Below are 25,028 nucleotides of genomic sequence, written 5' to 3' on the forward strand. Positions count from 1 at the left end.
AGGTTACTGGCCAGTACATGAAGACCTCGGTTCAAGGAGATCTGCACCCATGGGCCACTACAAGAGCAACGTGCGTGACCTGGAATTCAACCTCTTCGAGGTGTTCGGTCGACGCGAGATCCTCGGCACCGGGCCCTTCGGCGAAGTGGACGAGGACGTCGCGCGGAGCATCCTGGACGAGGTCAACAGGCTGGCGACCGGCGTGCTCGCCGACTCCTTCGAGGAGGGCGACCGCACCCCGCCGGTGTTCGACCCCGTGACGAGCTCGGTGACCGTCCCGGCCGGCGTCAAGAAGTCGTTCAAGGCGCTGATGGACGGCGGCTGGGCGCACCTCGACCTGCCCGCCGAGCTGGGCGGCCCCGGCATCCCGCGCACCCTCGCCTGGGCGACGGCCGAGATGGTGCTGGGCTCGAACCCGGCCCTGTACATGTACGCCGCCGGCCCCAACTTCGCCTACACCCTGTGGAAGCTGGGCACGCCGGAGCAGAAGCGCTTCGCCGAGCTGGCCATCGAGAAGAACTGGGGCGCCACCATGGTGCTCACCGAGCCGGACGCGGGCTCGGACGTCGGCGCCGGCCGGGCCAGGGCGGTCCAGCAGCCCGACGGCACCTGGCACATCGAGGGCGTCAAGCGCTTCATCACCAGCGCCGAGCACGACATGGCCGACAACATCTTCCACCTGGTCCTGGCCCGTCCCGAGGGCCACGGTCCCGGCACCAAGGGCCTGTCGATGTTCCTGGTGCCCAAGTTCCACGTGGACCTGGAGACCGGCGAGCTGGGCGAGCGCAACGGCGCCTACGTCACCAACGTCGAGAAGAAAATGGGCCTGAAGGTCTCCACGACCTGCGAGCTCACCTTCGGCGACAAGCACCCGGCGATCGGCTGGCTCGTCGGCGACGTGCACGAGGGCATCAAGCAGATGTTCATGGTGATCGAGCACGCCCGCATGATGGTCGGCACCAAGGCCATCGCCACGCTCTCCACCGGCTACCTGAACGCCCTCGACTACGCCAAGTCCCGCTACCAGGGCGCGGACCTGACCAAGATGGCCGACAAGTCCGCCCCCCGGGTGACCATCACCCACCACCCGGACGTGCGCCGCGAGCTGATGCTGCAGAAGTCGTACGCCGAGGGCATGCGCGCCCTGGTCCTCTACACGGCCACCTTCCAGGACGCCCTCCTGATCGACCCCGCGGACCGGCACGCGGAGGCCATGAACGACCTGCTGCTGCCCCTGGTGAAGGGCGTCGGCTCCGAGCGCTCGTACGAGCTGCTGGCCCGCTCGCTGCAGACCCTGGGCGGCTCGGGCTACCTGCAGGACTACCCGATCGAGCAGTACATCCGCGACGCCAAGATCGACTCCCTGTACGAGGGCACCACCGCGATCCAGGGCCTCGACCTGTTCTTCAGGAAGATCCTGCGCAACCAGGGCGCCGCGGTGGGCGCGCTGCTCGCCGAGATCAACGAGTTCGCCGCCTCCGAGGCGGGCAACGGCCGGCTCAAGGAGGAGCGCAAGCTGCTCGCCGAGGCCGCCGCCGAGGTCAAGGTCATGGGCGACACCATGGCCGGCTGGGCGCTCGGCTCGCTGGAGAAGCCGGAGGAGGTCTACAAGGTCGGCCTGAACAGCACCCGGTTCCTGCTCTCGCTGGGCGACCTGGTGATCGGCTGGCTGCTGCTGCGCCAGGCCGAGGTGGCCCTGGCCCGGCTGGCGGAGTCGGAGGACCCGTTCTACCAGGGCAAGGTGGCCGCGGCGTCGTTCTTCGCCACGACCGTGCTGCCGAGGCTGGCGGCCGAGCGGCGCGTCCTCGCCGCCACCGGCCAGGACCTCATGGAGCTTCCCGAAGAGGCCTTCTGAGCCACCGCCGGTGACGCCCGTTCCCGCTCCGGGGGCGGGCGTCGCTGTTAGGTTCCGGGCATGAGCTCTTCACCTCATGACCACCCCCTGCCCCCGCCGCGCGTCGAAGAGGTCTCCGAGGGCGTCTACGCCTACGTCCAGCCCGACGGGAGCTGGTGGATCAACAACACCGGCTTCCTGGCCGGGCGGCGCGGCGTGATCTGCGTGGACGCCTGCTCGACCGAGCGCCGCACCCGCGACCTGCGGGCGGCCGTCGGCAAGGTCAGCGGCGGGCCGATCACCACGCTGGTCAACACCCACCACCACGGCGACCACACCTTCGGCAACTGGCTGTTCCCCGAGGCCACGATCGTCGGGCACGAGGGCGTCCGCGCCCAGATCCTGGCCGACGGGGTCCCGGCGTACCGGGGGGCCTGGTCGCCGGAGGTGGTGTGGGGGGCGATGGAGGTCGCGCCGCCGTTCCTGACGTACACCGAGGGGGTCACCCTCTACTCCGATGACCTGCGCTGCGAGGTGCGGCACGTCGGGCCGGCCGCGCACACGACCAACGACTCGATCGTCTGGATCCCGGAGCGGCGGGTGCTGTTCTCCGGCGACCTGGTCTTCAACGGCGGCACGCCGTTCGTCCTGATGGGCTCGGTGGCCGGGACGATCGCCGCCCTGGACACGCTCAGGGAGCTGGGCGCGGAGACGGTCGTCCCCGGGCACGGCGAGGTGTGCGGGCCGGAGGTCTACGACCGGGTCGAGGGCTACCTGCGGTTCGTCCAGGAGACCGCCCGGCGGGGCCACGCGGCCGGCATGGCGCCCCTGGAGGCGGCGCGGGAGACCGACCTCGGCGAGTGGGGCGCGCTGCTCGACCACGAACGCCTCGTGGGCAACCTGCACCGGGCCTACGCCGAGCTGGACGGCCGCCCGCCCGGCGCGCCGATCGACGTCGGCGCGGCCGTGGAGGACATGATCGCCTACAACGGCGGACGGCCACTGTCCTGTCTCGCCTGACGCGGCGGGGGTGTGGTCACCGATACCCGGGTATGACCGTGGGCACATCTCGCCTTTGCCTGGAGGTCGTCATGGGTGTCGGGGTCAGCATCTTCTTCCTCACGCTCGGCGCCATCCTGCGGTTCGCCATCGAACCCGACGTGTTCGGCCAGAGCGTGCACATGGACATCATCGGCGTCATCTTCATGATCGTCGGAGGCGTCGGCGTCGTGCTCAGCATCGTGCTCGCGCCCCGGCGCGGGCGCACCTCCGAGGACCGGCTGATGCACCGCGAGAACCACCCGCCCGAGTTCTAGAGGGTTCTAGAGGCTGAGCTGCACGGCGGCGCGCGTCGCCAGGATCGGCTTGATGTACTCCGCGATCACGGCCTGGTGCCGGGGATGATCGCGGTAGATCACGAAGTCGTCCACGCTGTCGAGGTCGGCGACCACGGCGAACTCGTGGTTGCCCTGGGTGATGCCGGCGTCGGGCCCCACCGTGTACGCCCGTAGCTGCGGGATCTCGCCCGGCAGCTTGCGCAGCTCGGTCGCGACCGCGGCCTTCTGCTCGTCGGTGGCGTCGTCGGCCCAGGTGAACAGCACAATGTGACGGATCATGCGCCAACCCTATCGACACACACCCGTCAGTGGAGTTATTCTCAGATCGAGATTGACTCGAACTGAGAAGGACTTGGGGATGGAAGAGTTCCTGGCCGGCTACAACCCCCGGCTCTACGCGCCGGTCGCGGTCACCGTCGACGTGGTGGCGCTGACCATCCGCGACCGGCGGCTGCACGTCCTGATCGTCGAGCGCGGCGTGGAGCCGTACGCGGGCCGCTGGGCCCTGCCCGGCGGTTTCATCAAGCCGGACGAGGACCTGGCCGAGGCGGCGGTGCGCGAGCTGGCCGAGGAGACCGGCGTGGCCACCCGCCCGGCGCACATCGAGCAGCTCGCCAGCTACGGCGGCCCCGGCCGTGACCCCCGCATGCGGGTGGTGTCGATCTCCTACCTCGCCTTCGCCCCCGACCTGCCCGACCCCCAGCCCGGCACGGACGCCGCCGCGGCCGTCTGGCACCCCGTCGACGACGTGCCGCCGCTCGCCTTCGACCACGCCCGCATCCTGGCCGACGGCGTCGAGCGGGCCCGGTCGAAGCTGGAGTACACGCCGCTGGCCACCGCCTTCGCCGGCGCCGAGTTCACCGTCTCCGAGCTGCGGCTGATCTACGAGACCGTGTGGGGCACGCCGCTGCACGCGGGCAACTTCCACCGCAAGATCCTGTCCGTCCCCGGATTCGTCGAGAGCACCGGCCAGACCACCGAGACCGGCGGCCCCAGGGGCGGGCCGCGGGCCAGGCTCTACCGCGCGGGCGACGCCCGGCTGCTCCACCCCGCGCTGCTGCGGCCCGCACGGGAGGAGGAGGTGCGATGAACACCGAGCGGGCGGCGGCGATCGTCATGGGGGCGCGGTCGGCCCAGGAGCTCTTCGCCGGCGGGTCCGCGGCCGGCGTCTACCGGCGGCTGGCCAGGGCGCTGCATCCCGACCTCGCGCCGGGCGGCGAGGAGGCGTTCAAGCGGCTGGTCGCGCTCTGGGAGACCTACCACCGGGGTCAGCGGGTCGGCGACTTCCTGGTCGGGCCGCCGCTGCACAAGGGCGGCACCGCCGTGCTCTACCCGGCCGGGCGCGGCGCCGAGCGCGACTCGCTGCTCAAGGTGGCCCGCGACCCGGCCGCCGACCGGCTGCTGGTCCGCGAGGCCGCCGCGCTGCGGAAGATCGCGGCGGACGGCGACCCGCGTTTCCTGCCGTACGTCCCCCGCCTCGTCGCGAGTTTCCGCTACCGCGGCGGCGAGGTGGTCCGGCAGGCGAACGTGGTCAGCCGGGCGCCCGCCGGGTTCGTCACCCTCGAACGCGCCGGCACCGGCCTCGACCCGCGCGACGTGGCCTGGATCTGGCGGCGGCTGCTCGTGGCCGCCGGGCTCGCCCACCGGGCCGGCGTCGCGCACGGCGCCGTGCTCCCCCGCCACGTCCTCATCCATCCCCTCGACCACGGGCTCGTGCTGGTCGACTGGTGCCACGGCGACCGGCTCGACGAGCGCGCCGACATCGCCGCCCTGACCCGGTGCGTCGAACGCCTGCTGGGCGAGTGCCCGCGCCGGATGCGCGCCTTCGTCCGCGGCTGTCTGCTGCGCCCGCCGTCCGACGCGTGGGAGCTGCTGCGCGAGCTCGACGACCTGCTCGACGACCTCTACGGGCCCCGTACGTACCGTCCGCTCCACCTTTGAGGGAGGCTGCCATGGGCAGCGGAATCTGGTCCACGAACGTCTACGACTCCGCCGCGCGCTACCGCGCGGCCACCGGCTCCAGCGCCTTCGCCTACAGCGACGGCGGAGCCCGGCGCGTCCACCCCGACCTCGACCCCTTCGGCGTGACGCGGGAGAGCCGCGACTCGGCCGAGCACCCCGACTCGCTGGCCATCGCCGTGCTCTTCGACGTGACCGGCTCGATGCGCGCGGTCCCCCGCACGCTGCAGACCCGCCTGCCGGACCTGCTCGGGCTGCTGCTGCGCAAGGGGTACGCCACCGACCCGCAGATCATGTTCGGCGCGATCGGCGACGCCACCTGCGACCGGGCGCCGCTGCAGGTCGGCCAGTTCGAGTCCGACAACCGCATGGACGACCAGCTCGGTCTGATCCTGCTGGAGGGCGGCGGCGGCGGGCAGAAGCGCGAGTCCTACGAGCTGGCCATGTACTTCATGGCCAGGCACACCTCCATCGACTGCCACGAGAAGCGGGGTAAGCGCGGCTACCTGTTCGTGATCGGCGACGAGATGCCCTACCAGCGGGTGTCCAGGAACCACGTCAAGGACCTCGTCGGCGACCGCCTGACGGCGCCGCTCGGGGTGGCCGACGTCGTGGCCGAGCTGACCCGCAAGTACGACGTCTACTTCATCCTCCCGCAGGGAGCCAGCTACGCCGGCGACCCCGAGGTGCTGGACTCCTGGCGCCGCCTGCTCGGCCAGAACGTGCTGGAGCTGGACGACCTCGACGCCGTGTGCGAGACGATCGCGCTCACCGTCGGGCTCGGCGAGGACGCGATCGGCCTGGACGAGGGCCTTGAGGACCTGGCCGAGCTGGGCTCGACGGCCGGCGCGTCGGTGTCGCGGGCCCTGGCCAGGCTCGACCGCGGCACGGTGGTCACCGCCGAGCCGCTCGACGGGCTGGACGGGCTCGGCGGGCTCGGCGGGCTGCGGGCGTGAACGAGCACCTCGTCGTCGTCGACCTCGGGTACGGCGACGCCGGCAAGGGCACGGTCGTGGACTGGGCGTGCGCCACGCTGCCCGTCCACGCCGTGGTCCGGTTCAACGGCGGCGCCCAGGCGGGGCACAACGTCGTCCTGGACGACGGGCGGCATCACACGTTCGCGCAGTTCGGCGCCGGGACGTTCCGGGGGGTTCGCACGCATCTCTCGCGGTTCGTGGTGGTCGATCCGCTGGCGTTGTCGGCCGAGGCGGAGCACCTGGCGCGGCTCGGCGTGCCCGACCCCTTCGGGCTGCTCACGGTGGACCGGGACTGCCTGCTGGCGACGCCGTACCACGTCGAGGCCGGGCGCAGGCGGGAGCTGGCGCGCGGGGATGCGCGGCACGGGTCCTGCGGGATGGGCGTCGGGGAGACGATGGCGTACCACCTGGAGCACGGCGCGCTCGCGCCCCGGGCGGGCGACTCGCCGCCCGAGCTGACGCGCAAGCTGACCGTGCTGCGGGAGGCGCTGGGGGTCGAGGGGCCGCCGGTGGCCGACTGCGTGGCCGTCTACCGGGCGTTCGCCGAGCGCGTGCGGCTGGTGGACTCGTCGTACACCGCCGGGCTGGTCAGGCGGGGGCCGGTGGTGTTCGAGGGGGCGCAGGGCGTGCTGCTGGACGAGCGGTGGGGGTTCGACCCGTACACGACGTGGAGCACGACGACCTTCGCCAACGCGCTGGAGCTGCTGGAGGGGGCGGGGGCGGCGCGGCTCGGGGTGTTGCGCACCTACACCACCCGGCACGGCCCCGGCCCGCTGGTGACCGAGGACCCCGGCCTGGAGCTGCCCGAGCCGCACAACGTGACCGGCCCGTGGCAGGGAGCCTTCCGCCGCGGGCACTTCGACGCGGTCGCCCACCGGTACGCGGCCGAGGCGGCCGGCGGCGTGGACGGTCTCGCGCTCACCCACCTCGACGCGGACGTCTCTCGCATGTGCGTGCGCTACGACCGGCCCGTCACGTTCGCCGAGCCGGACCGTACGGCCCGGCTGCTACGGGCCGCGCCGGTCTACGAGGACGGTGTATCAGACTGGCCCGCGGCGGTCTCTCATGTCGTGGGCGCGCCCGTGTGGCTGGAGTCGTACGGCCCCCGCGCGCGGGACAAGAAGGCGCCCTGGCCGAGCCTGCGGTGACCGCCGGGGAGAGGGGTCCTCCCGGCGGTCGCCGCCTGGCTTCAGCCCCAGGCCAGCATGCGGAGCGGGTCCTCCAGCATCGCGCCGACGTCGCGCAGGAACATCGAGCCCAGCTCGCCGTCGACGATCCGGTGGTCGAAGCTGAGCGCGAGGGTGGTCACCTTGCGCACCGCCAGCTCGCCGTTCACCACCCACGGCATGTCCCTGACCTGGCCGAAGGCCAGGATGGCCGACTCGCCCGGGTTGAGGATGGGGGTGCCGGCGTCGACGCCGAACACACCCACGTTGGTGATGGTGATCGTCCCGCCCGCCATCTCGGCCGGCTGGGTGCGGCCGGCCCTGGCCGTCTCCGCCAGCGCGCCCAGCTGCCTGGCCAGCTCGGGGAGCGGGAGGGCGTGGGCGTCCTTGATGTTGGGCACCACGAGGCCGCGCGGCGTGGCGGCGGCGATGCCCAGGTTGACGTAGTGCTTGACCACGATCTCCTGGGCCGCCTCGTCCCAGGACGAGTTGATCATCGGGTAGCGCCTGACCCCGGTGAGCAGGGCCCGGCAGACCAGGAGCAGCGGGGAGACCTTGACCTCGGCGAAGTCGGGCAGGGCCCGCAGCCGCCTGACCGCCTCCATGGTCTCCGTCACGTCCACCTGGAGGAACTCGGTGACGTGAGGGGCCGTGAAGGCGCTGGCCACCATCGCCTGGGCGGTCATCTTGCGCACGCCCTTGACCGGGACGCGCTCCTCCCGCCGCTGGGGCTGCCCCTGCTGGACGGGCTCGGGCGCCGCCTGGAGGCCGCCCTGCGCGGCGGCGTGCACGTCGTCGCGGGTGATGGACCCCTGGGGGCCGGTGCCGGTGAGCGTGGCGAGGTCGACGCCCAGGTCCTTGGCCAGCTTGCGGACCGGCGGCTTGGCCAGCACGGCCACGCGGCCCGGACCGACGGGCGCGACGACGGGCGGCGGCCCGGCCGGCTCGGCCGGGCGGGCCGTCGGGGCCGGGCCGGGGACCTCCACGCGGGCCGGGTTGGCCACGGGCGCGGCCGCGATCGGCTCCGCAGACTGCTTGCGGGGACGGCGCTTGGAGGCGCCGGTCTTGACGCCGTAGCCCACCAGGACCGCCTGCCGCTCCTCCTTGGGCGCGGGGCTGCCGTGGGCGCCGGGCTCGACGGCGCCCTCCTCCGGCGGCTTGGGGACCATGTCGTCGGCCAGCGCCTTGAGGCCCTGGTCAGCGGGTCCCTGGCCTGCGCCGCCCGCCTCGCCGCCGGTGTCCACGGAGACGATCGGCGTGCCGACGTCGACCGTGCGGCCCTCCTCGACCAGCACGCCCGCGACCACGCCGTCCCAGGGGATCGGCAGCTCGACGATGGACTTGGCGGTCTCGATCTCCACCACGATCTGGTTGACCTTGACCTCGTCGCCCGGCCGCACGTGCCAGCGGACGATCTCGGCCTCGGTCAGCCCCTCCCCGACGTCGGGAAGCTTGAACTCGCGTCGCATGAAGCACGTCCCCCTTTCAGAACCCGAAGGCGCGGTCGACGGCGTGGAGCACCCGGTCCAGGTCGGGCAGGTAGTGCTCTTCGAGCTTCGACGGCGGGTAGGGGGTGGAGAAGCCGCCGACCCGCAGCACGGGCGACTCCAGGTGGTAGAAGCACTGTTCGGTGATCCGGGCCGCCAGCTCGGCGCCGAAGCCGCTGTAGACGGGCGCCTCGTGGACCACGACCACCCGGCCGGTACGGCGTACGGACTCCATGACCAGCGGCTCGTCCAGCGGGTTGAGCGAGCGCAGGTCGATCACCTCCAGCGAGCGGCCGTCGTCCTCGGCGGCCGTGGCGGCCTCCAGGCAGGTCTTGACCATCGGGCCGTAGGCCAGCAGCGTGACGTCGGAGCCGGGCCGCACGACCGCGGCCTTGTCGAACGGCGTCCACCAGTCGGTCGAGGCCGTGTCGATGTCGGCCTTCTCCCAGTAGCGGCGCTTGGGCTCGAAGAAGATGACCGGGTCGTCGCTCCGGATGGCCTGCTGGATCATGGTGTAGGCGTCGGCCGGGTTGGAGCAGGCCACCACGCGCAGGCCGGCCGTGTGCGCGAAGTACGCCTCGGGCGACTCGCTGTGGTGCTCGACCGCGCCGATGCCGCCGCCGCACGGGATGCGCACGACGACGGGCAGCTTGATCGCGCCGAGCGAGCGCATCGGCATCTTGGCGAGCTGCGTGATGATCTGGTCGGCCGCCGGGAACACGAACCCGTCGAACTGGATCTCGCACACCGGCCGGTAGCCACGCAGCGCCAGGCCGATCGCGGTGCCGATGATGCCGGACTCGGCGAGCGGCGTGTCGATGACCCGGTCTTCGCCGAAGTCCTTCTGCAGGCCGTCGGTGACGCGGAACACGCCGCCGAGCTTGCCGACGTCCTCGCCCATGATGAGGACCTTGGGGTCGTCCTCCATGGCGCGGCGCATGCCCTCGTTAAGCGCCTTGGACAGGCTCAACACCGTCATTTCTCGAAGCCCTCCAAGTAGGCGGCGAACTGAGCGCGCTCTCCGTCGATGAGCGCGTGGGGCTCGCGATAGACGTGGTCGAACATATCGAGCGGCTCGGGGTCGGGCATCGCCAGGCACCGCCTGCGCAGGTCGGCGCCGAGCTGGTCGGCCTCGGCGGTCACGGCGTCGAAGAAGCCCTGGTCGGCCAGCTCGTTGCGGAACAGGTACGACTTGACCCGCTCGATCGGGTCCTTCAGCTTCCACGCCTCCAGCTCGCTGGCCACCCGGTAGCGGGTCGGGTCGTCGGTCGTGGTGTGGGCGCCCATCCGGTAGGTGAACGCCTCGATCAGCGTCGGCCCCTGGCCCGTACGGGCGGCTTCGAGCGCCTTCCTGGTCACCGCGAGGCAGGCGAACACGTCGTTGCCGTCGACCCTGATGCCCGGGAAGCCGAAGCCCGAGGCCCGGCGGTAGAGGGGGATGCGGCTCTGCTTCTCCAGCGGCTCGGAGATGGCCCACTGGTTGTTCTGGCAGAAGAAGACGATGGGCGCGTTGAACACGCTGGCCCAGATGAACGACTCGTTCACGTCGCCCTGGCTGGTGGCGCCGTCGCCGAAGTAGGCGATCGTGGCGGCGGAGGCGTCGTCGCGCTGGATGCCCATGGCGTAGCCGACCGCGTGCAGGGTCTGGCTGCCGATCACGATCGTGTACAGGTGGAAGTTGTGCTCCTCGGGGTCCCAGCCCCCGTGGTTGACGCCCCTGAACAGGCCGAGCAGCTTCACCGGGTCGACGTCGCGGCACCAGGCGACGCCGTGCTCGCGGTAGGTGGGGAAGGCCATGTCCGAGTCGGTGAGCGCGCGGCCCGAGCCGATCTGGGCGGCCTCCTGGCCGAGCAGCGAAGCCCAGATGCCCAGCTCGCCCTGACGCTGCAGCGCCACGGCCTCCAGGTCGATGCGCCGGACGAGCACCAGGTCGCGGTAGAGCGACCTGACCTCCTCGGGCGTCAGGTCTATGTCGTAGTCGGGATGCTCGACCCGTACTCCTTCGGGGGTGAGCAACTGCACGAGCTCAGGGGGTGCTTCGGCACCACGAGAGGCGTCGACTGTCACGTGCCGCTCCTGTGCGATCGGGGCCGGTGTCGATGGGGTCGCCACCTGAGGCCAGCCGTGTGTGCGTGCGAACCATGTGGTGGTGGTTCATACGCGTTTGGGGACATCGTGGCAGACGTCACAGCCCTCCGCGCAAGCCCCATGTCCTCCCCGTTCCCGTTGTGTTGACGGCCATGCGCGCCGGTAGGCTTGCTTTCCCAAGCACCCACTCCACCCAGGAGGAACGTAGTGGCGCGCGTCATCGTCGACGTCATGCTCAAGCCCGAGATCCTCGACCCGCAGGGCCAGGCCATCGCCAGGGCGCTGCCCAGGCTCGGTTTCTCCGGCGTCTCGGCCGTCCGTCAGGGCAAGCGGTTCGAGGTCGAGCTGGAGGGCCCGGCCGACGAGGCGGCCCTCGACGAGGTACGGAAGATGGCCGAGACACTCCTGGCCAACACCGTGATCGAGGACTACAGCGTCCGGGTTGAGGGGTAGAAGGCACATTTGATGCCTGGTTTTACCCCTGGTGAGTTAAAGTCGCGTTCGGGCATGCCACAATGCCACGGGCGTGCCAACACTAAATAACAACAACGTGATTTTGCGGTTAGCCCCGATTTCACAGGGAAACCTACTCCAGGTGACATTCCGGAGCCCGGAGGAGTCCGGTGGATATTGAGTTCTCGTTGGCGCTGCCTCGGGATGCGATCGGCATACCGATGGTCAGGCGAGTGCTTGGCGACGCGATGCGCTCACTCAACGTGAGTGAGACCTGCATCGCCGACATGCTGCTCGCCGTCTCCGAGGCGTGCTCCAACGCGGTGCGACACGGCGGCCCCGCCAACCGTTACGAGGTCTCGGCGTCGATCGGCTACGGCCGCTGCGACGTGCGCGTCGCCGACAACGGCGACGGCCTTCCGTCGATGCCGCTGCACTTCCCTCCGCCCGACACCGAGAACGGCCGCGGCCTGCTCATCATGCGGTCCGTGGTGGACGAGATCTCCTTCGGCACCACGCCCGGCCGTGGCACGACGGTCCACCTGCGCAAGACGCTCGCCTGGGACGACGAGGCCGAGGGCGCCCGTCACCGCGAGCTGGCCGCTGTCTGACGGCTGTCCGACCACGGTCCGACCCGCTGCCCGGAACACAGCCGCGCACCCGATAATCTGAGTACACCGCCGTAGACCGCCGTCCGACCCCAAAGAGACGGTGGCACGCGCGTGCGCATTCCTCGGAGGGGACGACTGTCATGAGCGCTGCCCGTGTGGGCGTAGTCACGTTTCCAGGAACTCTCGACGACCAGGACGCCGCCAGAGCCGTGCGCCTCGTGGGCGCGCAGGCGGTCCCGCTGTGGCACGCCGACCACGACCTGAAGGGAGTCGACGCCGTCTTCCTGCCCGGCGGCTTCTCCTACGGCGACTACCTGCGTTGCGGCGCGATCTCGAAGTTCGCCCCGCTGATGGACGAGCTCGTCCCGGCCGCCAGGGCCGGACTGCCGGTCATCGGCACCTGCAACGGCTTCCAGATCCTCTGCGAGGCCCACCTGCTGCCCGGCGCGCTCACCCGCAACGCCTCGCTCCACTACGTCTGCCGCGACCAGCGGGTCACGGTGGAGCAGACCGCCACCGCCTGGACCGGCTCCTTCGAGCAGGGCCAGGAGATCGTGCTGCCGGTCAAGCACGGCGAGGGCCGTTACGTGGCCTCCGCTGAGACGCTGGCCGCGCTGGAGTCCGGCGGCCACGTCGTCGTGCGTTACGCCGGGGGCAACCCCAACGGCTCGCTCAACGACATCGCCGGCATCCGCAACGAGGCGGGCAACGTGGTCGGCCTCATGCCGCACCCGGAGCACGCCGTGGAGGAGCTGGTCGGCGCGCCGAGCACCGACGGGCTCGGCTTCTTCACGTCCATCCTGAGGAATCTGGTGAACGCATGAGCACCGACAGCGTCAAGCGGGCCGCCGAGACCCCCGACGAGCCGATGCCCTTCGCCGAGCTGGGGATGAAGCAGGACGAGTACGACCGGGTCAAGGAGATCCTGGGTCGCCGTCCCACCGGCTCCGAGCTGGCCATCTACAGCGTCATGTGGTCCGAGCACTGCTCGTACAAGTCGTCCAAGGTGCATCTGCGGCAGTTCGCCACCAAGGCGCCCAAGTCCGAGGCGCTTCTGGTGGGCATGGGCGAGAACGCGGGCGTCGTCGACATCGGCGACGGCTGGGCGGCCACGTTCAAGATCGAGTCGCACAACCACCCGTCCTACGTCGAGCCGCACCAGGGCGCGGCCACCGGCGTCGGCGGGATCGTGCGCGACATCATGTCGATGGGCGCCCGCCCGATCGCCGTCATGGACGCGCTGCGCTTCGGCGGCGCCGACGCCGTGGACACCCGGCGGGTGCTGCCCGGCGTGGTCGAGGGCATCAGCCACTACGGCAACTGCCTGGGCCTGCCCAACATCGGCGGCGAGGTCGTCTTCGACCCCTGTTACATCGGCAACCCCCTGGTCAACGCGCTGTGCGTCGGCCTGCTGCGCAAAGACCAGATCAAGCTGGCCACCGCGCCGGGGCCGGGCAACCAGGTCGTGCTGTTCGGCGCGTCCACGGGCCCCGACGGCATCGGCGGCGCGTCCGTGCTGGCCTCGGCGACGTTCGAGGACGAGTCGCAGGCCAAGCGGCCCGCCGTGCAGGTGGGCGACCCGTTCATGGAGAAGCTGCTCATCGAGTGCTGCCTGGAGCTCTACGCGGCCGACGTGGTCGTCGGCATCCAGGACCTCGGCGCGGCCGGCGTCTCCTGCGCCACGACCGAGCTGGCCGCCAAGGGCACCGGCGGCATGAAGGTCGACCTCAACCTGGTCCCGCTCCGCGACTCCTCGCTCAGGCCCGAGGAGATCCTGATGAGCGAGTCCCAGGAGCGGATGATGGCCGTGGTCCGGCCCGACGACATCCCCGCGTTCATGGCGATCTGCGCCAAGTGGGACGTCCCGGCCACCGTCATCGGCGAGGTCACCGACACCGGCCGCCTGGTCATGACCTGGGACGGCGAGGTCATCGTGGACATCCCGCCGGGCACCGCCGCCGACGAGGGCCCGGTCTACGAGCGTCCCTACCACGAGCCGGCCGGGCAGGGCGCGCTCAACGCCGACACTCCCGACCGGCTGGCGCGCCCCGACGACCTGCGGGCCACCCTGCTGCAGCTCCTCGGCTCGCCCAACCTGGCCTCCAAGGAGTGGGTGACCTCCCAGTACGACCGCTACGTCCGCTCCAACACCGTGCTGGCCCAGCCCGCCGACGCCGGGATGCTGCGCATCTCCGAGGTCATCGCCGGGGCCGAGCCGACGACCCGGGGCATCGCGCTGTCCACCGACGGCAACGGCCGTTACGCCAAGCTCGACCCCTACGCGGGGGCGCAGCTGGCGCTGGCCGAGGCGTACCGGAACGTGGCCGTGACCGGCGCCAAGCCGCTCGCCGTCACCAACTGCCTCAACTTCGGCTCGCCGGAGGACCCCGAGGTGATGTGGCAGTTCGCCGAGGCCGTACGCGGGCTCGCCGACGCCTGCCGCACCCTCGGCGTGCCGGTGACCGGCGGGAACGTCTCCTTCTACAACCAGACGGGCTCGACGGCCATCAACCCCACGCCGGTCGTGGGCGTGCTCGGCGTCATCGACGACGTGGCCAAGCGGGTGCCGTCCGGGTTCACCGCCGAGGGGCTGCGGGTGGTGCTGCTCGGTGACACCGCCGAGGAGTTCGGCGGCTCGGAGTGGGCGCACGTGGCCCACCGCCACCTGGGCGGCCTGCCGCCGCACGCCGACCTGGAGGCCGAGCAGGCGCTGGCGACCGTGCTGGTCGAGGCGGCGGCCCGCGGGCTGCTGGAGGGGTCGCACGACCTGTCCGACGGCGGGCTGGCCGTGGCGCTGGCCGAGTCGTGCCTGGCCCGCGGCATCGGGGCCACGGTGGCGCTGAGCGGCGAGCCGTTCACCGACCTGTTCAGCGAGTCGGCGGCGCGGGCCCTGGTCGTGGTGCGGCCGGAGGCGTTCGAGGAGTTCGCGGCGCTGTGCGGGCGGCACGAGGTGCCGTGCTACGGGCTCGGGGTCACCGGCGGGGCGTCGCTGGTGGTCGAGGGCGCGTTCGAGGTGGGGATCGAGGAGCTCCGCGAGACCCACTCGGCGACGCTGCCGGCGCTGTTCGGCTGAGGTCGAACGAGAAGGGCCGGTGCGGGATGACCCGCACCGGCCCTTTCGGCGTCGTCAGACCTTCTTGATGCAGACGACGTACACCTTGCCGGAGACGCTGGTGCCGTTGCCGCCGCCACTGGTGTAGTTGTTGCCGCCGCCGTTGTCATCCTTGGCGACGGTCACCGTCCAGCCGCTGTCGCCGGGGTAGCTGCCCAGGACTTCGGCGTTCTTCAGGGTGCCGAAGGAGAAGCCGCCGCCGGTGGGGGTGCCGCCGTTGTTGCAGGTGGCGGTCACCGAGCCGAGGCCGCTGATGGACGCGCTGTTGGTGTAGGTGGCGTAGTTGGCGCCGGCGCCGTCCTTGCCGGGCTCACCCTTGGGGCCCTGCTTGCCATCGTCGCCCTTGGGGCCCTGGGGGCCCGCCGGGCCGCGCTCGCCGTCCTTGCCGTCCTTGCCGGGGAGGCCCTGCTTGCCGTCCTGGCCGTCCTGGCCGTTCTTGCCGTCGTCACCCTTCGGGCCCTGGGGGCCCGCCGGGCCGCGCTCGCCGTCCTTGCCGTCCTTGCCGGGGAGGCCGTCCTTGCCGTCCTTGCCGGGGAGGCCGGGCTTGCCCTGGGGGCCCATGTGGCCCGTCTCACCGCGGGGGCCCTGCGGACCCTGCGGGCCCTGGGGGCCCTGGTCGCCCTTGGGGCCGGACGTGCCGCCGTTCAGCTGCGTCGTGCTGCCGCCTATCACGACGCGCTCTTCGGTCTTGCGGCACGGCGTGGTGGGGTTGACGATGCGGACGTACCGGGTCTTCTTGTGCACGCAGGCGTACACCTCGCTCGCCGCCGACGAGGCGGTGGCCACGCCACCGACGGCGAGGAGCGAGGCGGCGAGCGCTCCGACAGTGGCGAGGGTGAGCGTACGCCCACCGCGAACCTTGATAGCCACGGCTTTCCTTCCAGGGAACAAGTGATGCTCATGTGGTGCATGAGATTCACGTTTCGACCGTTCCAAAGGTTGGCAGAAACTACATAACGTATTTGTCACGAAACAGAGGGTTACTGACCGGATTGACCGACTGTCGCCGTTGCAGTGGGTAAAAGGACGCATTGGCAGCGGCGATCCCGCGTGCATAATCGGGTCTGTGCCCAGCCCCTACCTGCCGCCGGCCACGCAGCCCGTCCGAGGCGTGGTCTGGGTCATCCACCTCGCCCTTCCCCTGCTGGGGCTCTGGTTGCTGCTCTCCCAGCCCCACCTCAACGTCGTCTGGCAGCACAACGCGAGCCACTTCTGGATGATCCTCGCGGTGGCCGGCATCAACGTGGCGCTCGGCGGGCTGATCACCGAGGCCGCGCGCCGCCGCCAGGACGCCCGGCTGTTCCTGGTCTCCATGGTGTTCCTCAGCAGCGCGGGCTTCTTCCTCCTGCACGGCCTGGCCACGCCGGGGGTCATCCTGCCGACCGGCTCGCTGGGCTTCGACCTGGGGCAGCAGGTGGGGCTCACGATCGCCGCGATGTTCGCGTTCGCCTCGGCCCTGCCGCTGGGCGAGCGGGCGGCCGGCAGCGTCCTCGCGGCGCAGCACTTCGTCCGGGCGATGTTGTTCGGGTTCATGCTGCTGTGGGCGCTGGTCTCGCTGGTGCCCGAGCTGACCGAGCTCAGTCAGCCGCCGCCGGTCGCGCCCATGAGCTGGCTGGGCCCGGCCTCGATCCCCGGCGTCCTGCTGTACGGCGTGGCCGGCGTGATGATGTTCCTGCTCCACCGCCGCCGTCCCTCGGCCATGCTGGTCAGCCTGATCACCGCGTACGCGCTGCTGGCCGAGGCGATGGTCGCGGGAACGTCGCAGCTCAACTGGCACCTGACGTGGTGGGAGTGGCACGCGCTGCTCACCCTCGCCTTCGTGTTCGTGGCCTACAGCGCGTACCTGCAGTTCAGGCGCGAGGGGTCGAGCGCCGGGCTGTTCGACTCGGTGACGCTGGCGGCGACCGTCGCCCGCCTCCAGCAGGACTACGACCAGGCCCTGGAGGAGCTGGTCGAGCACGTACGCCGGGGCGAGCCGCTGGCCGCGGCCCGGTTGTCGGGCAAGTTCCGGCTGAACGAGAGCCAGGCCGCCGTGCTCGACCGGGCCGGGACGGCGCTGGCCCACGAGCGGGAGCTGTCGGAGCGGCTGGCCGCGCTGGTGGCGGTGAGCGCGCAGACCCGCGTGGGCCTGCCGGAGGGCGAGCTGCTGACCACCGCGCTCGACCGGGTCAGGCAGGCGTACGGAGACGTCAAGATCGCGCTGGTGTCGGAGGGCAAGACCCAGATCGGCTCCCGCGCGTACGAGTTCGAGGGCGACGGCCCGATCCGCCGCGACCACCGGCTGGCCTACCCGCTCACGGTCAGGGGCCACCTCGCCGGCGTGCTGGAGGTGCCGGTGGGCCGCACCGGCCATGACGAGGCGCTGGCCGCCACGCTCGCCGGCCAGCTGTCCATCTCGCTGGAGAACGCCCGCCTCTACCAGGAGCTGGACACCCTCTTCCGCCAGTACATGTCGCCCGACGTGGCCAACGCGCTGCTCGCCGACCCGGCGCGGGCGGCGCTCGGCGGCGAGCTGAAGGAGCTGACCGCGCTCTTCGCCGACCTCAAGGGGTTCACCTCGTTCTCCGAGCAGGTCGCGCCCGGCGAGATCGTCGAGATGCTCAACCGCTACCACACGGCCGCCGTCCCCTGCGTGCTGAACAACGGCGGCACGATCGTGCAGTTCGTCGGCGACGCGATGCTGGCCCTGTTCAACGCGCCGGCCACGCAGGCCGGCCACGCCAGGGCGGCCTGCCGGGCCGCGCTGGAGATGCAGCGGGCCGCCGCCGAGGTGGCCGAGGAGATGGCCTGGAAGCGCGTCGACGAGGTGGAGTGGCCGACCTTCCGGGTGGGCGTCAACACCGGCCCCGCGCTGGTCGGCAACATCGGCAGCCCCGAGTTACGCGGCTTCAACGCGATGGGCGACTGCGTCAACGTGGCCGCCAGGCTCCAGGCCCTGGCCGAGCCGGGGACGGTGGTGATCGGCGAGACGACCCTGAGGCAGCTCGGCCGCGACGCCTCGGTGAACGCCCTCGGACGGCTCAGCCTGAAAGGCAAGGAAGAACTCGTGGCCGCGTACGTTCTGACTGGAATGCCATAGAACGGCAATAGCCGTACGTACATAATCGGCGCATGGATCCAGAGCCCGGCGAGTTCCTTTCCATGCTCACGGCCGAGGAGGTCGAGGCGCTGCGAGCGGCCGGGCGCCCGCGCCGATGGGACCGCGGCACGACGGTGATCACCGAGGGCGACGCGGCCGACTGGGTGCTCGTGCTGACGCAGGGCCGGGTCAAGGTGTCCTCGCACACGAGCAGCGGCACCGAGGTGGTCCTCGCGGTACGCGGCCCGGGGGCGCTGCTGGGCGACATGTCGGCCGTGGACGGCTCGCCGCGCTCGGCCACCGTGACCGCGCTGGAGCCGATCCAGGGCATCGTGGTCCGCGACTTCAGCGGCTTCCTGGCCGCGCACGGCCGCATCGCCGTCCTGCTCCTGCAGCTCGTCGTCGGCCGGCTGCGCGACGCCGACCGCAAGCGGGTCGAGTACGGCGCGTTCGACACCACCGGCCGGGTGGCGACCCGGCTGCTCGAACTGGCCGACCGGTACGGCGAGCGCACCAGCACCGGCGTGCGGGTGGCCCTGCCGCTCAGCCAGGACGAGCTGGCCGGCTGGACCGGCTCCTCGCGGGAGGCGGTCAGCAAGGCGCTGCGCACCCTGCGCGACCGCGGCCTCATCGAGACCGGCCGGCGGCGGGTGGTCATCCACGACGTCGAGGGGTTACGCAGGCGAGCCAGGTGACCCCTGGTACAAAACGGACGTACGACGTACGTCATAGTGGGAGGCATGGTCGCGGTCACCCCCGAAGCCGGCACCCGCATGCGCTACGCCTGGCGCGTGTGCTCGGTCACCAGCCTGGGCCTCGTCCTCATCGGCATCGCGGGCAGCACGCTCAACGTCGCGCTGCCGACCGTCGTGCGGCACTTCCGGGCCGACGCGACGCAGTCGGGATGGATCCTGCTGGCGTTCCTGCTGGTCAACACCGCGAGCCTGGTGTTCTTCGGCCGGGTCGCCGACCTGCTCGGCAGGCGCGAGGTGTATCTGGCGGGCTTCGCCCTGTTCACGCTGGCCTCGCTGCTGGCCGGGCTGTCGCCGGACGTCTGGTTCCTGGTCGGCATGCGCGTGCTGCAGGCGATCGGCTCGGCCATGATCCTGGCCAACGGCACGGTGATCATCACCGACGCGTTCCCGCCCGAACGGCTCAGCCAGGGCATGGGCGTCTACATCGGCACGCTGTCGGTGGCCCAGCTCGCCGGTCCGACGCTCGGCGGCCTGATCGCCGAGACCGCCGGCTGGCAGTGGATCTTCTGGGTGAACGTGCCCGCCGGGCTGATCGCGCTCGGCTGGGGCGCGGTGATCTTACGCAAGATGCCGAAGAGGCCCAGGCAGCCGGTGGATGCACTCGGCAACGTGCTGGTGTTCGCCGCGCTGTCGGCCGTGCTGCTGGCGGTCAACGAGGCCGGATCGGGCGGCCTGACCAGCCCGGTCGTCCTGACGGGGGCGGCGCTGTTCGTGCTGCTGGTGCCGCTGATCGTGCTGGCCGAGCGGCGCTCTACCAACCCGGTGCTGGACCTGCGGCTGTTCGGCGGGCGGCTGCTGGCCTACGCGAACCTGGCCTCCTTCTGCAACGCGCTCGCGCGTTCCGCGCTGATCCTGGTGGTCGCGCTCTACTTCCAGGCCGCGCGCGGGCTCGACGCGTTCTCGGCCGGGCTGAGCGTGCTGCCGGTGCCGGTGGGCATCGGGCTGGCCTCGCCGATCGCGGGCCTGCTCGGGCCGCGGGTCTCGCCGTACGGGCTGTCGATCGGCGGCGCGGCGATGAGCGCGCTGGGGCTCGGCGCGCTCATGCTGACGGCCGACCCGGCGACGCCGTACTGGGTGACGGGGATCGCCCTGTTCGTGGCGGGCTGCGGCAGCGGGACGTTCCTGACCGGCAACACCACCCAGGTCATGGCCGCCCTGCCGAGCGGCAGCCTGGGCGTGGTCAACGGCTTCCGAGTCATGATCATGAACGTCGGCATCGTGATCAGCGTGGGCCTGTCGCTCAGCGTCGTGACCAGCTCCGTGGGCCCGGCGCTGCGCGCCCAGGTGTACGCGGGCACGCTGTCCACACTCTCCCCGGTGGCCGTCGGGCAGCTCATGGACGGCTTCCAGCGCGCGTACGCGGTCTTGTTCGCCGTGGCGCTGGCCGGCGCGGTGCTGGCCGCGCTCGCCAGGTCTCAGAGGGCTCCGGCGAGCCTCGACTCCACGTCGCGGTAGCGCGAGACCGGGATGAGGTGCACGCCGTCGAACGCGCCCGAGTCGCGCAGCGCGAACACCTGCTCGCAGGCCGCCTCGACGCCCGCCATACGGTCGGCGGCCACCCGCTCGACCAGCTCGCCGGGCAGGGCGATGTCGGGGATGGCGGCGGCCAGCGTACGGGCGTGGCGCTCGCTGGCCAGCACCATGACGCCCGCGTAGACCGGCACGTCGACCTGGTTGGCCTCGCGCCACCGGACCTGCGCCTCGACCGAGAAGCTGACCTGGGCGAACAGGAAGTCGGCCGCGCGCTTCCAGGCGGGCAGCGGGCGCAGCCCGGCCGCCGCGCCGACGCGGAAGGCCGGTGAGAAGCCCCTGGCCTCCTCGATCATCGAGCGGACCGTCAGGTCGCTGGTCCGGCTGCCGCTGGCGGGCTTGTCGCCGTGGACGAACAGGAACTGGTCGACGCCGTACGCCGCGGCCGTCAGCAGGTCGCGGTGGAAGCCGAGCAGGTTGCGGTCGCGGGAGTTGAGACAGGCGATGCTGCGCCCGCCCATCGCCTCGACCTCGTGGGCCACGGCCACGCTGGACACGGTGGCCCGGCCGATGTGGTTGTCGGGGATCAGGAAGGCATGGGCGACCTGGCTGAGCGTGCCGATCTGGTGGCGGACGCGCTTCAGATCGGGCTTGGTGGGCGGTTCGATCTCACAGACCAGCTCGAAAGGCATGATCTCGACCTTAACGTCCGGCGGCCAGCGCCTCGATGCCGCGCAGCACGAGATCGACGCCGAAGGAGTCGTAGAAGGCCGGGTCGGCGCCCGCGACCAGCGGTGAGGCCATCTCGACCAGGTGCGGGTACTTCTCGGGCGGCAACGACTGGAGGCCGGCCCGCTTGACCCTGACCATCTCGGCGATCTCCTCGCCGGTCCGGCCGGCCTTGAAGTGCACGGGCGCGTCGGCGATCGACAGGGCGCTCTGCAGCAGGTACTTGGTGATCAGGCAGCTCTCCTCCACGTCGAACCCGGCCGTACGGGCCAGGCCCAGCGCCTTGTCCCAGACGACCAGGAAGTTGGGGACGGAGATCGGGTCGATCTGCTCGATGACGTTCTTGGCGCAGGGATGGGTGCGCAGGGTCCTGATGAGCCCCTGGGTCAGGTCGCGGAGCTGCTCCTGCCAGGGCCGCTCATCGGCCGGCGGCGGCACGAAGCCGCCGATCAGGTGGTCGGCCATGCCGACCAGGAGCTGGTCCTTGTTCTTGAAGTGCCAGTAGAGGGCCATCGGCGTCACGCCCAGGTCGGTCGCCAGACGACGGATCGTCACGGCGTCGAGCCCCTCGGTGTCGCCGATCTCCAGCGCCCGCTCGGCGATGGCCCGCGCGGCCAGTTTTCCCATCACGGTTGACAACTATACGTCGTACAAGTTGAACTATACGACGTACAAGTACGACGTATAGGAGGCTTGTGACATGCGATGGTGGGCGCTGGGTGCCGTGACATTGGGCACCTTCATGACGTATCTCGACAACAACGTGGGGAACGTCGCGTTGCCGACGATCCAGCGGGAGCTCGGGCTGACCATCTCCGGGCTGGAGTGGATCGTGAGCTCGTACATCCTGGTCTTCGCCGGGCTCATGCTGGTCGGCGGCCGGCTCGCGGACCTGTTCGGGGCCCGCGTGGTGTTCCTGGCCGGGCTCTCCGTCTTCACCGCGGCCTCGCTGGGCGCCGGGCTGGCCACCTCCGGCGGCGCGCTGATCGCGGCGCGGGCCGTCCAGGGCGTGGGGGCGGCGCTGCTCACGCCCACGTCGCTCACGCTGATCAGCCAGATCTTTCCCGAGCCCGGCGAGCGCGGCAGGGCCGTGGGCATCTGGAGCGCGTCCGGGGCCCTGTCCATGGCGCTCGGCCCGGCGGCCGGCGGTTTCATCAGCGAGCACCTGCACTGGGGCTGGATCTACCTGATCAACGTGCCGATCGGGATCGCCACCTTCGGCCTGGCCCTGTGGGCGGTCCGGCCCGCCTTCACCCGCCGGCGGCACCGGCTCGACCTGCCCGGCCTGGCCACCTCGGCGCTCGCGCTGGTCTCCCTCACCTATGCGCTCATCGAGGGCGACCGCGCCGGATGGACGTCGGCCGAGATCCTGGCCGCGTTCGGGCTCGCGGCGGCGGCCGCCGTGGCGTTCGCGCTGGTCGAGACGCGGTCCGAGCGCCCGATGATCGACCTGTCACTCTTCCGCGCACGGGTGTTCAGCGGCGGCGCGCTGACCATGGGCATCTGGTCGTTCGGCGTGTTCGGCATCTACTTCTTCAGCGCCCTGTGGCTGCAGAACGTGCTCGGCTTCTCCCCCACGCAGGCCGGCCTGGCGTTCGTGCCGATGGCGCTGGTCATGGCGGTCGTCGCCATCACGTCGCAGCGGATCTCCGCGCGGCTCGGCACCGGCCGCACGGTGGCGCTCGGCATGGCGCTCATGGGCGCGGCGATCTACCTGATCTCCGGCGTCGGGGCCGACGGCGACTACGCCGACGTCGCCCCCTGGTTCCTGCTCTACGGCCTCGGCGGCGGCCTGCTGGTGCCGCTGACCTCGGCGATCCTCGGCGGCCTGCCCAAGGACAGGGCCGGTGTGGCCTCGGGCGTGCTGAACGTCTCGCGCGAGGTGTTCGGCCTGCTCGGCATCACCGTGCTGGGCGCGATCCTCAGCTCGCGCCAGAGCGGGAGCGACCAGCCCCCGCTGGCCGCCTTCCTCGACGCCTACCAGTTCACGCTCGTCATCGCGGCGGTGATCGTGCTGGCCGCCGTCCCGCTCGGCCTGTACGCGCTGCGCCCGTCCCGCCGCCCGCCGGTGACGGACGAGCCTCAGGCCACCGCCCCCGCGACCGTCGGCTCGTCGAACTGAGTGCGGTACAGCTCCTCGTAGCGGCCGCCCATGGCCAGCAGTTCGGCGTGCGTGCCCCGTTCGGCGACGCGGCCGTCCTCGATCACCAGGATCTGGTCGGCCGCCCGCACGGTGGACAGCCGGTGCGCGATCACCACGGCGGTCCGGCCCGCCAGCGCCTCCCCCAGGGCCTCCTGCACGGCCGCCTCGGAGGTGGAGTCGAGCGCGGCGGTGGCCTCGTCCAGGATCACCACGCGCGGCCTGGCCAGCAGGAGCCGGGCGATCGTGAGCCGCTGGCGCTCGCCGCCGGACAGCCGGTAGCCGCGCTCGCCGACCACCGTGTCCAGGCCGTCGGGCAGCGACTCGATCAGCGTCCGCAGCCGGGCCCTGGTCAGGGCGTCCCAGATCTCCTCCTCGCTCGCCGCCGGCCTGGCCAGCAGCAGGTTCTCCCTGATCGTCTCGTGGAAGAGGTGGCCGTCCTGGGTGACCATGCCGAGGGTGTCGCGGACGGCGTCGAAGGTCAGGTCCCGTACGTCCACGCCGCCGATGCGGACCGCGCCGGAGTCGACGTCGTACAGCCTGGGCAGCAGCTGGGCGATCGTGGACTTGCCGGCCCCCGAGGAGCCCACCAGCGCCACCATCTGGCCCGGCAGGGCCGTGAACGAGATCCCGTGCAGCACCTCCTCGCCGCCCCGCGAGTCCAGCGTGGCGACCTCCTCCAGCGAGGCCAGCGACACCTTGTCGGCGGCGGGATAGGCGAAGCGCACGTCGTCGAACTCGACCGCGACCGGGCCCTCGGGGACCTCGCGGGCGTCCGCCCGCTCCTGGATCAGCGGCTTGAGGTCGAGCACCTCGAAGACGCGCTCGAAGCTGACCAGGGCGCTCATCACGTCCACGCGGGCGCTAGCCAGGGCGGTGAGGGGCGCGTACAGGCGGGTCAGCAGGAGGGCCAGCGAGACCACCGCGCCGGGTTCGAGCTGGTCGCGCAGGGCGTAGAAGCCGCCGAGGCCGTAGACGAGGGCCAGCGCGAGCGCCGAGACCAGGGTCAGGGCCGTGACGAACACCGACTGGTTCATGGCCGAGCGCACGCCGATGTCACGCACCCGCCGCGCCCGCGCGGCGAACTCGGCGGACTCGCGCGCCGGCCGGCCGAACAGCTTCACCAGCGTCGCGCCCGGCGCCGAGAACCGCTCGGTCATCTGGGTGCCCATGGCGGCGTTGTGGTCGGCGGCCTCGCGACGCAGCCGCGCGATCCTGACACCCATCCGCCGCGCGGGCAGCACGAACACCGGCAGGAGCAGCAGCGCGAGCAGCGTGATCTGCCACGAGATGCCGATCATCACGGTGAGCGTCAGCACGAGCTGCACCAGGTTGCCCGCCACGCTGGACAAGGTGTCGGTGAAGGCCCGTTGCGCGCCGATCACGTCGTTGTTCAACCGGCTCACCAGCGCCCCGGTACGCGTCCGCATGAAGAACGCGACCGGCATCCGCTGCACATGGTCGAAGACCGAAGTGCGCAGGTCGAGGATCAGCCCTTCGCCGATGGTGGCCGACTGCCAGCGGTTCAGCAGGCCGAGCCCAGCCTCGGCGAGCGCCAGGCCGGCGATCAGCAGCGCCACCACGACCACCACGCCGAGCGGCTCACTGTTGAAGATCGCGTCGACCACCCGCCCCGCGAGCAGCGGCGACACCACGGCCAAACCTGCCAGCACCACGCTGAGCAGCAGGAACAGCACGATCCTGCGGCGGTGAGGGCGGGCGAACCCGCCGATACGCCGAAGCGTCGCCCTGTTCAGCGGGCGACGCTCCGGCCGGTTGTTCATCGAGTAAAGCTGATGCCAGGCGGTCACTTCCATGCTCATGCATGGGA

Annotated in this window: 23 protein-coding genes; 15 read left to right on the forward strand and 8 right to left on the reverse strand. The window is 71.4% G+C overall.

Going from position 1 to position 25,028, the window contains the following annotated elements:
• The first annotated feature begins 49 nt into the window (after window positions 1-49).
• From ABZ459_RS48375 to ABZ459_RS48385, 3 genes are all read left to right on the forward strand, one after another.
• Window positions 50-1,855 (forward strand): acyl-CoA dehydrogenase, encoded by a 1,806-nt coding sequence (locus ABZ459_RS48375; RefSeq protein ID WP_357986810.1) that lies wholly within the window; start codon window positions 50-52, stop codon window positions 1,853-1,855.
• A 60-nt stretch (window positions 1,856-1,915) separates the two neighbouring features.
• Window positions 1,916-2,854 (forward strand): MBL fold metallo-hydrolase, encoded by a 939-nt coding sequence (locus tag ABZ459_RS48380; RefSeq protein ID WP_357986812.1) that lies wholly within the window; start codon window positions 1,916-1,918, stop codon window positions 2,852-2,854.
• Between the two features lie 71 nt (window positions 2,855-2,925).
• The gene (locus ABZ459_RS48385) at window positions 2,926-3,150 is read left to right on the forward strand and encodes a hypothetical protein (protein ID WP_352320513.1); all 225 of its coding nucleotides are present in this window, start codon (window positions 2,926-2,928) and stop codon (window positions 3,148-3,150) included.
• Window positions 3,151-3,156: 6 nt separating this feature from the next.
• Here ABZ459_RS48385 and ABZ459_RS48390 read toward each other — a convergent pair whose 3' ends face one another.
• Complete coding sequence (locus ABZ459_RS48390) at window positions 3,157-3,450, reverse strand: Dabb family protein (RefSeq protein WP_357986816.1); 294 nt, start codon at window positions 3,448-3,450, stop codon at window positions 3,157-3,159.
• 79 nt (window positions 3,451-3,529) lie between these two features.
• Between ABZ459_RS48390 and ABZ459_RS48395 the strand changes: the two genes are divergently transcribed.
• Genes ABZ459_RS48395 through ABZ459_RS48410 form a run of 4 tightly spaced genes read left to right on the forward strand, consistent with a single transcriptional unit; the run spans window position 3,530 to window position 7,255 of the window.
• Complete coding sequence (locus ABZ459_RS48395) at window positions 3,530-4,261, forward strand: NUDIX hydrolase (protein ID WP_357986819.1); 732 nt, start codon at window positions 3,530-3,532, stop codon at window positions 4,259-4,261.
• Window positions 4,258-5,112, forward strand: coding sequence for a molecular chaperone DnaJ (locus ABZ459_RS48400; protein WP_357986822.1), 855 nt, complete (start codon window positions 4,258-4,260; stop codon window positions 5,110-5,112). Before ABZ459_RS48395 ends, ABZ459_RS48400 begins: the two co-directional genes overlap by 4 nt.
• An 11-nt stretch (window positions 5,113-5,123) precedes the next feature.
• Window positions 5,124-6,086: a hypothetical protein gene (locus tag ABZ459_RS48405; RefSeq protein ID WP_357986825.1), complete on the forward strand. Its 963-nt coding sequence runs from the start codon at window positions 5,124-5,126 to the stop codon at window positions 6,084-6,086.
• Window positions 6,083-7,255: an adenylosuccinate synthetase gene (locus ABZ459_RS48410; protein WP_357986828.1), complete on the forward strand. Its 1,173-nt coding sequence runs from the start codon at window positions 6,083-6,085 to the stop codon at window positions 7,253-7,255. Before ABZ459_RS48405 ends, ABZ459_RS48410 begins: the two co-directional genes overlap by 4 nt.
• 41 nt (window positions 7,256-7,296) lie before the next feature.
• Here the strand turns inward: ABZ459_RS48410 and ABZ459_RS48415 are convergent, their stop codons facing one another.
• From ABZ459_RS48415 to pdhA, 3 genes are read right to left on the reverse strand one after another with little or no spacing between them, the layout of a single operon-like run.
• The gene (locus ABZ459_RS48415) at window positions 7,297-8,742 is read right to left on the reverse strand and encodes a dihydrolipoamide acetyltransferase family protein (RefSeq protein ID WP_357986831.1); all 1,446 of its coding nucleotides are present in this window, start codon (window positions 8,740-8,742) and stop codon (window positions 7,297-7,299) included.
• A gap of 16 nt (window positions 8,743-8,758) precedes the next feature.
• The gene (locus ABZ459_RS48420; RefSeq protein ID WP_357986834.1) at window positions 8,759-9,739 is read right to left on the reverse strand and encodes an alpha-ketoacid dehydrogenase subunit beta; all 981 of its coding nucleotides are present in this window, start codon (window positions 9,737-9,739) and stop codon (window positions 8,759-8,761) included.
• The gene (gene pdhA / locus ABZ459_RS48425; protein WP_357986837.1) at window positions 9,736-10,827 is read right to left on the reverse strand and encodes a pyruvate dehydrogenase (acetyl-transferring) E1 component subunit alpha; all 1,092 of its coding nucleotides are present in this window, start codon (window positions 10,825-10,827) and stop codon (window positions 9,736-9,738) included. The genes ABZ459_RS48420 and pdhA overlap by 4 nt, the downstream gene beginning before the upstream one ends.
• Before the next feature lie 228 nt (window positions 10,828-11,055).
• On the opposite strand from pdhA, the gene purS reads away from it, so the two are divergent.
• From purS to purL, 4 genes are all read left to right on the forward strand, one after another.
• Window positions 11,056-11,301, forward strand: a complete 246-nt coding sequence (gene purS, locus ABZ459_RS48430; RefSeq protein ID WP_352320496.1) for a phosphoribosylformylglycinamidine synthase subunit PurS — start codon at window positions 11,056-11,058, stop codon at window positions 11,299-11,301.
• Between the two features lie 221 nt (window positions 11,302-11,522).
• On the forward strand, window positions 11,523-11,912 hold the full coding sequence (locus ABZ459_RS48435; RefSeq protein ID WP_352361053.1) for an ATP-binding protein: 390 nt from the start codon (window positions 11,523-11,525) through the stop codon (window positions 11,910-11,912).
• Between the two features lie 140 nt (window positions 11,913-12,052).
• Entirely contained in the window at window positions 12,053-12,736 is a 684-nt protein-coding gene (gene purQ, locus ABZ459_RS48440; protein WP_357986841.1) for a phosphoribosylformylglycinamidine synthase subunit PurQ, read from the forward strand.
• A complete protein-coding gene (purL, locus tag ABZ459_RS48445; protein ID WP_357986844.1) occupies window positions 12,733-14,985 on the forward strand; it encodes a phosphoribosylformylglycinamidine synthase subunit PurL in 2,253 nt (750 codons plus the stop codon). Before purQ ends, purL begins: the two co-directional genes overlap by 4 nt.
• Before the next feature lie 54 nt (window positions 14,986-15,039).
• Here the strand turns inward: purL and ABZ459_RS48450 are convergent, their stop codons facing one another.
• Window positions 15,040-15,894, reverse strand: a complete 855-nt coding sequence (locus ABZ459_RS48450) for a hypothetical protein (protein WP_357986847.1) — start codon at window positions 15,892-15,894, stop codon at window positions 15,040-15,042.
• A 196-nt stretch (window positions 15,895-16,090) separates the two neighbouring features.
• Between ABZ459_RS48450 and ABZ459_RS48455 the strand changes: the two genes are divergently transcribed.
• The 3 genes from ABZ459_RS48455 to ABZ459_RS48465 are packed head-to-tail and all read left to right on the forward strand — an operon-like array spanning window position 16,091 to window position 20,313.
• The gene (locus ABZ459_RS48455; protein WP_357986850.1) at window positions 16,091-18,103 is read left to right on the forward strand and encodes an adenylate/guanylate cyclase domain-containing protein; all 2,013 of its coding nucleotides are present in this window, start codon (window positions 16,091-16,093) and stop codon (window positions 18,101-18,103) included.
• Between the two features lie 32 nt (window positions 18,104-18,135).
• Entirely contained in the window at window positions 18,136-18,798 is a 663-nt protein-coding gene (locus ABZ459_RS48460) for a Crp/Fnr family transcriptional regulator (protein ID WP_357986853.1), read from the forward strand.
• Window positions 18,799-18,843: 45 nt separating this feature from the next.
• Window positions 18,844-20,313 (forward strand): MFS transporter, encoded by a 1,470-nt coding sequence (locus ABZ459_RS48465; RefSeq protein WP_357986856.1) that lies wholly within the window; start codon window positions 18,844-18,846, stop codon window positions 20,311-20,313.
• Here ABZ459_RS48465 and ABZ459_RS48470 read toward each other — a convergent pair.
• Complete coding sequence (locus tag ABZ459_RS48470) at window positions 20,274-21,020, reverse strand: methylenetetrahydrofolate reductase (protein WP_357986859.1); 747 nt, start codon at window positions 21,018-21,020, stop codon at window positions 20,274-20,276. The two genes, ABZ459_RS48465 and ABZ459_RS48470, sit on opposite strands and share 40 nt — an antisense overlap.
• Window positions 21,021-21,030: 10 nt before the next feature.
• On the reverse strand, window positions 21,031-21,684 hold the full coding sequence (locus ABZ459_RS48475) for a TetR family transcriptional regulator (RefSeq protein WP_357986933.1): 654 nt from the start codon (window positions 21,682-21,684) through the stop codon (window positions 21,031-21,033).
• Window positions 21,685-21,757: 73 nt separating this feature from the next.
• Here ABZ459_RS48475 and ABZ459_RS48480 point away from each other — a divergent pair, with 73 nt between their 5' ends.
• On the forward strand, window positions 21,758-23,179 hold the full coding sequence (locus ABZ459_RS48480; RefSeq protein WP_357986862.1) for an MFS transporter: 1,422 nt from the start codon (window positions 21,758-21,760) through the stop codon (window positions 23,177-23,179).
• On the opposite strand, the gene ABZ459_RS48485 is transcribed toward ABZ459_RS48480, so the two are convergent.
• Window positions 23,140-25,020 carry an ABC transporter ATP-binding protein gene (locus ABZ459_RS48485; protein WP_357986865.1) on the reverse strand — a complete coding sequence of 627 codons (1,881 nt, stop codon included), beginning with the start codon at window positions 25,018-25,020 and terminating at the stop codon, window positions 23,140-23,142. The genes ABZ459_RS48480 and ABZ459_RS48485 overlap by 40 nt on opposite strands.
• Window positions 25,021-25,028 lie beyond the last annotated feature (8 nt).

Source organism: Nonomuraea sp. NPDC005692, from assembly GCF_040631115.1.
In the GTDB taxonomy this organism is placed as follows: Bacteria; Actinomycetota; Actinomycetes; order Streptosporangiales; family Streptosporangiaceae; genus Nonomuraea.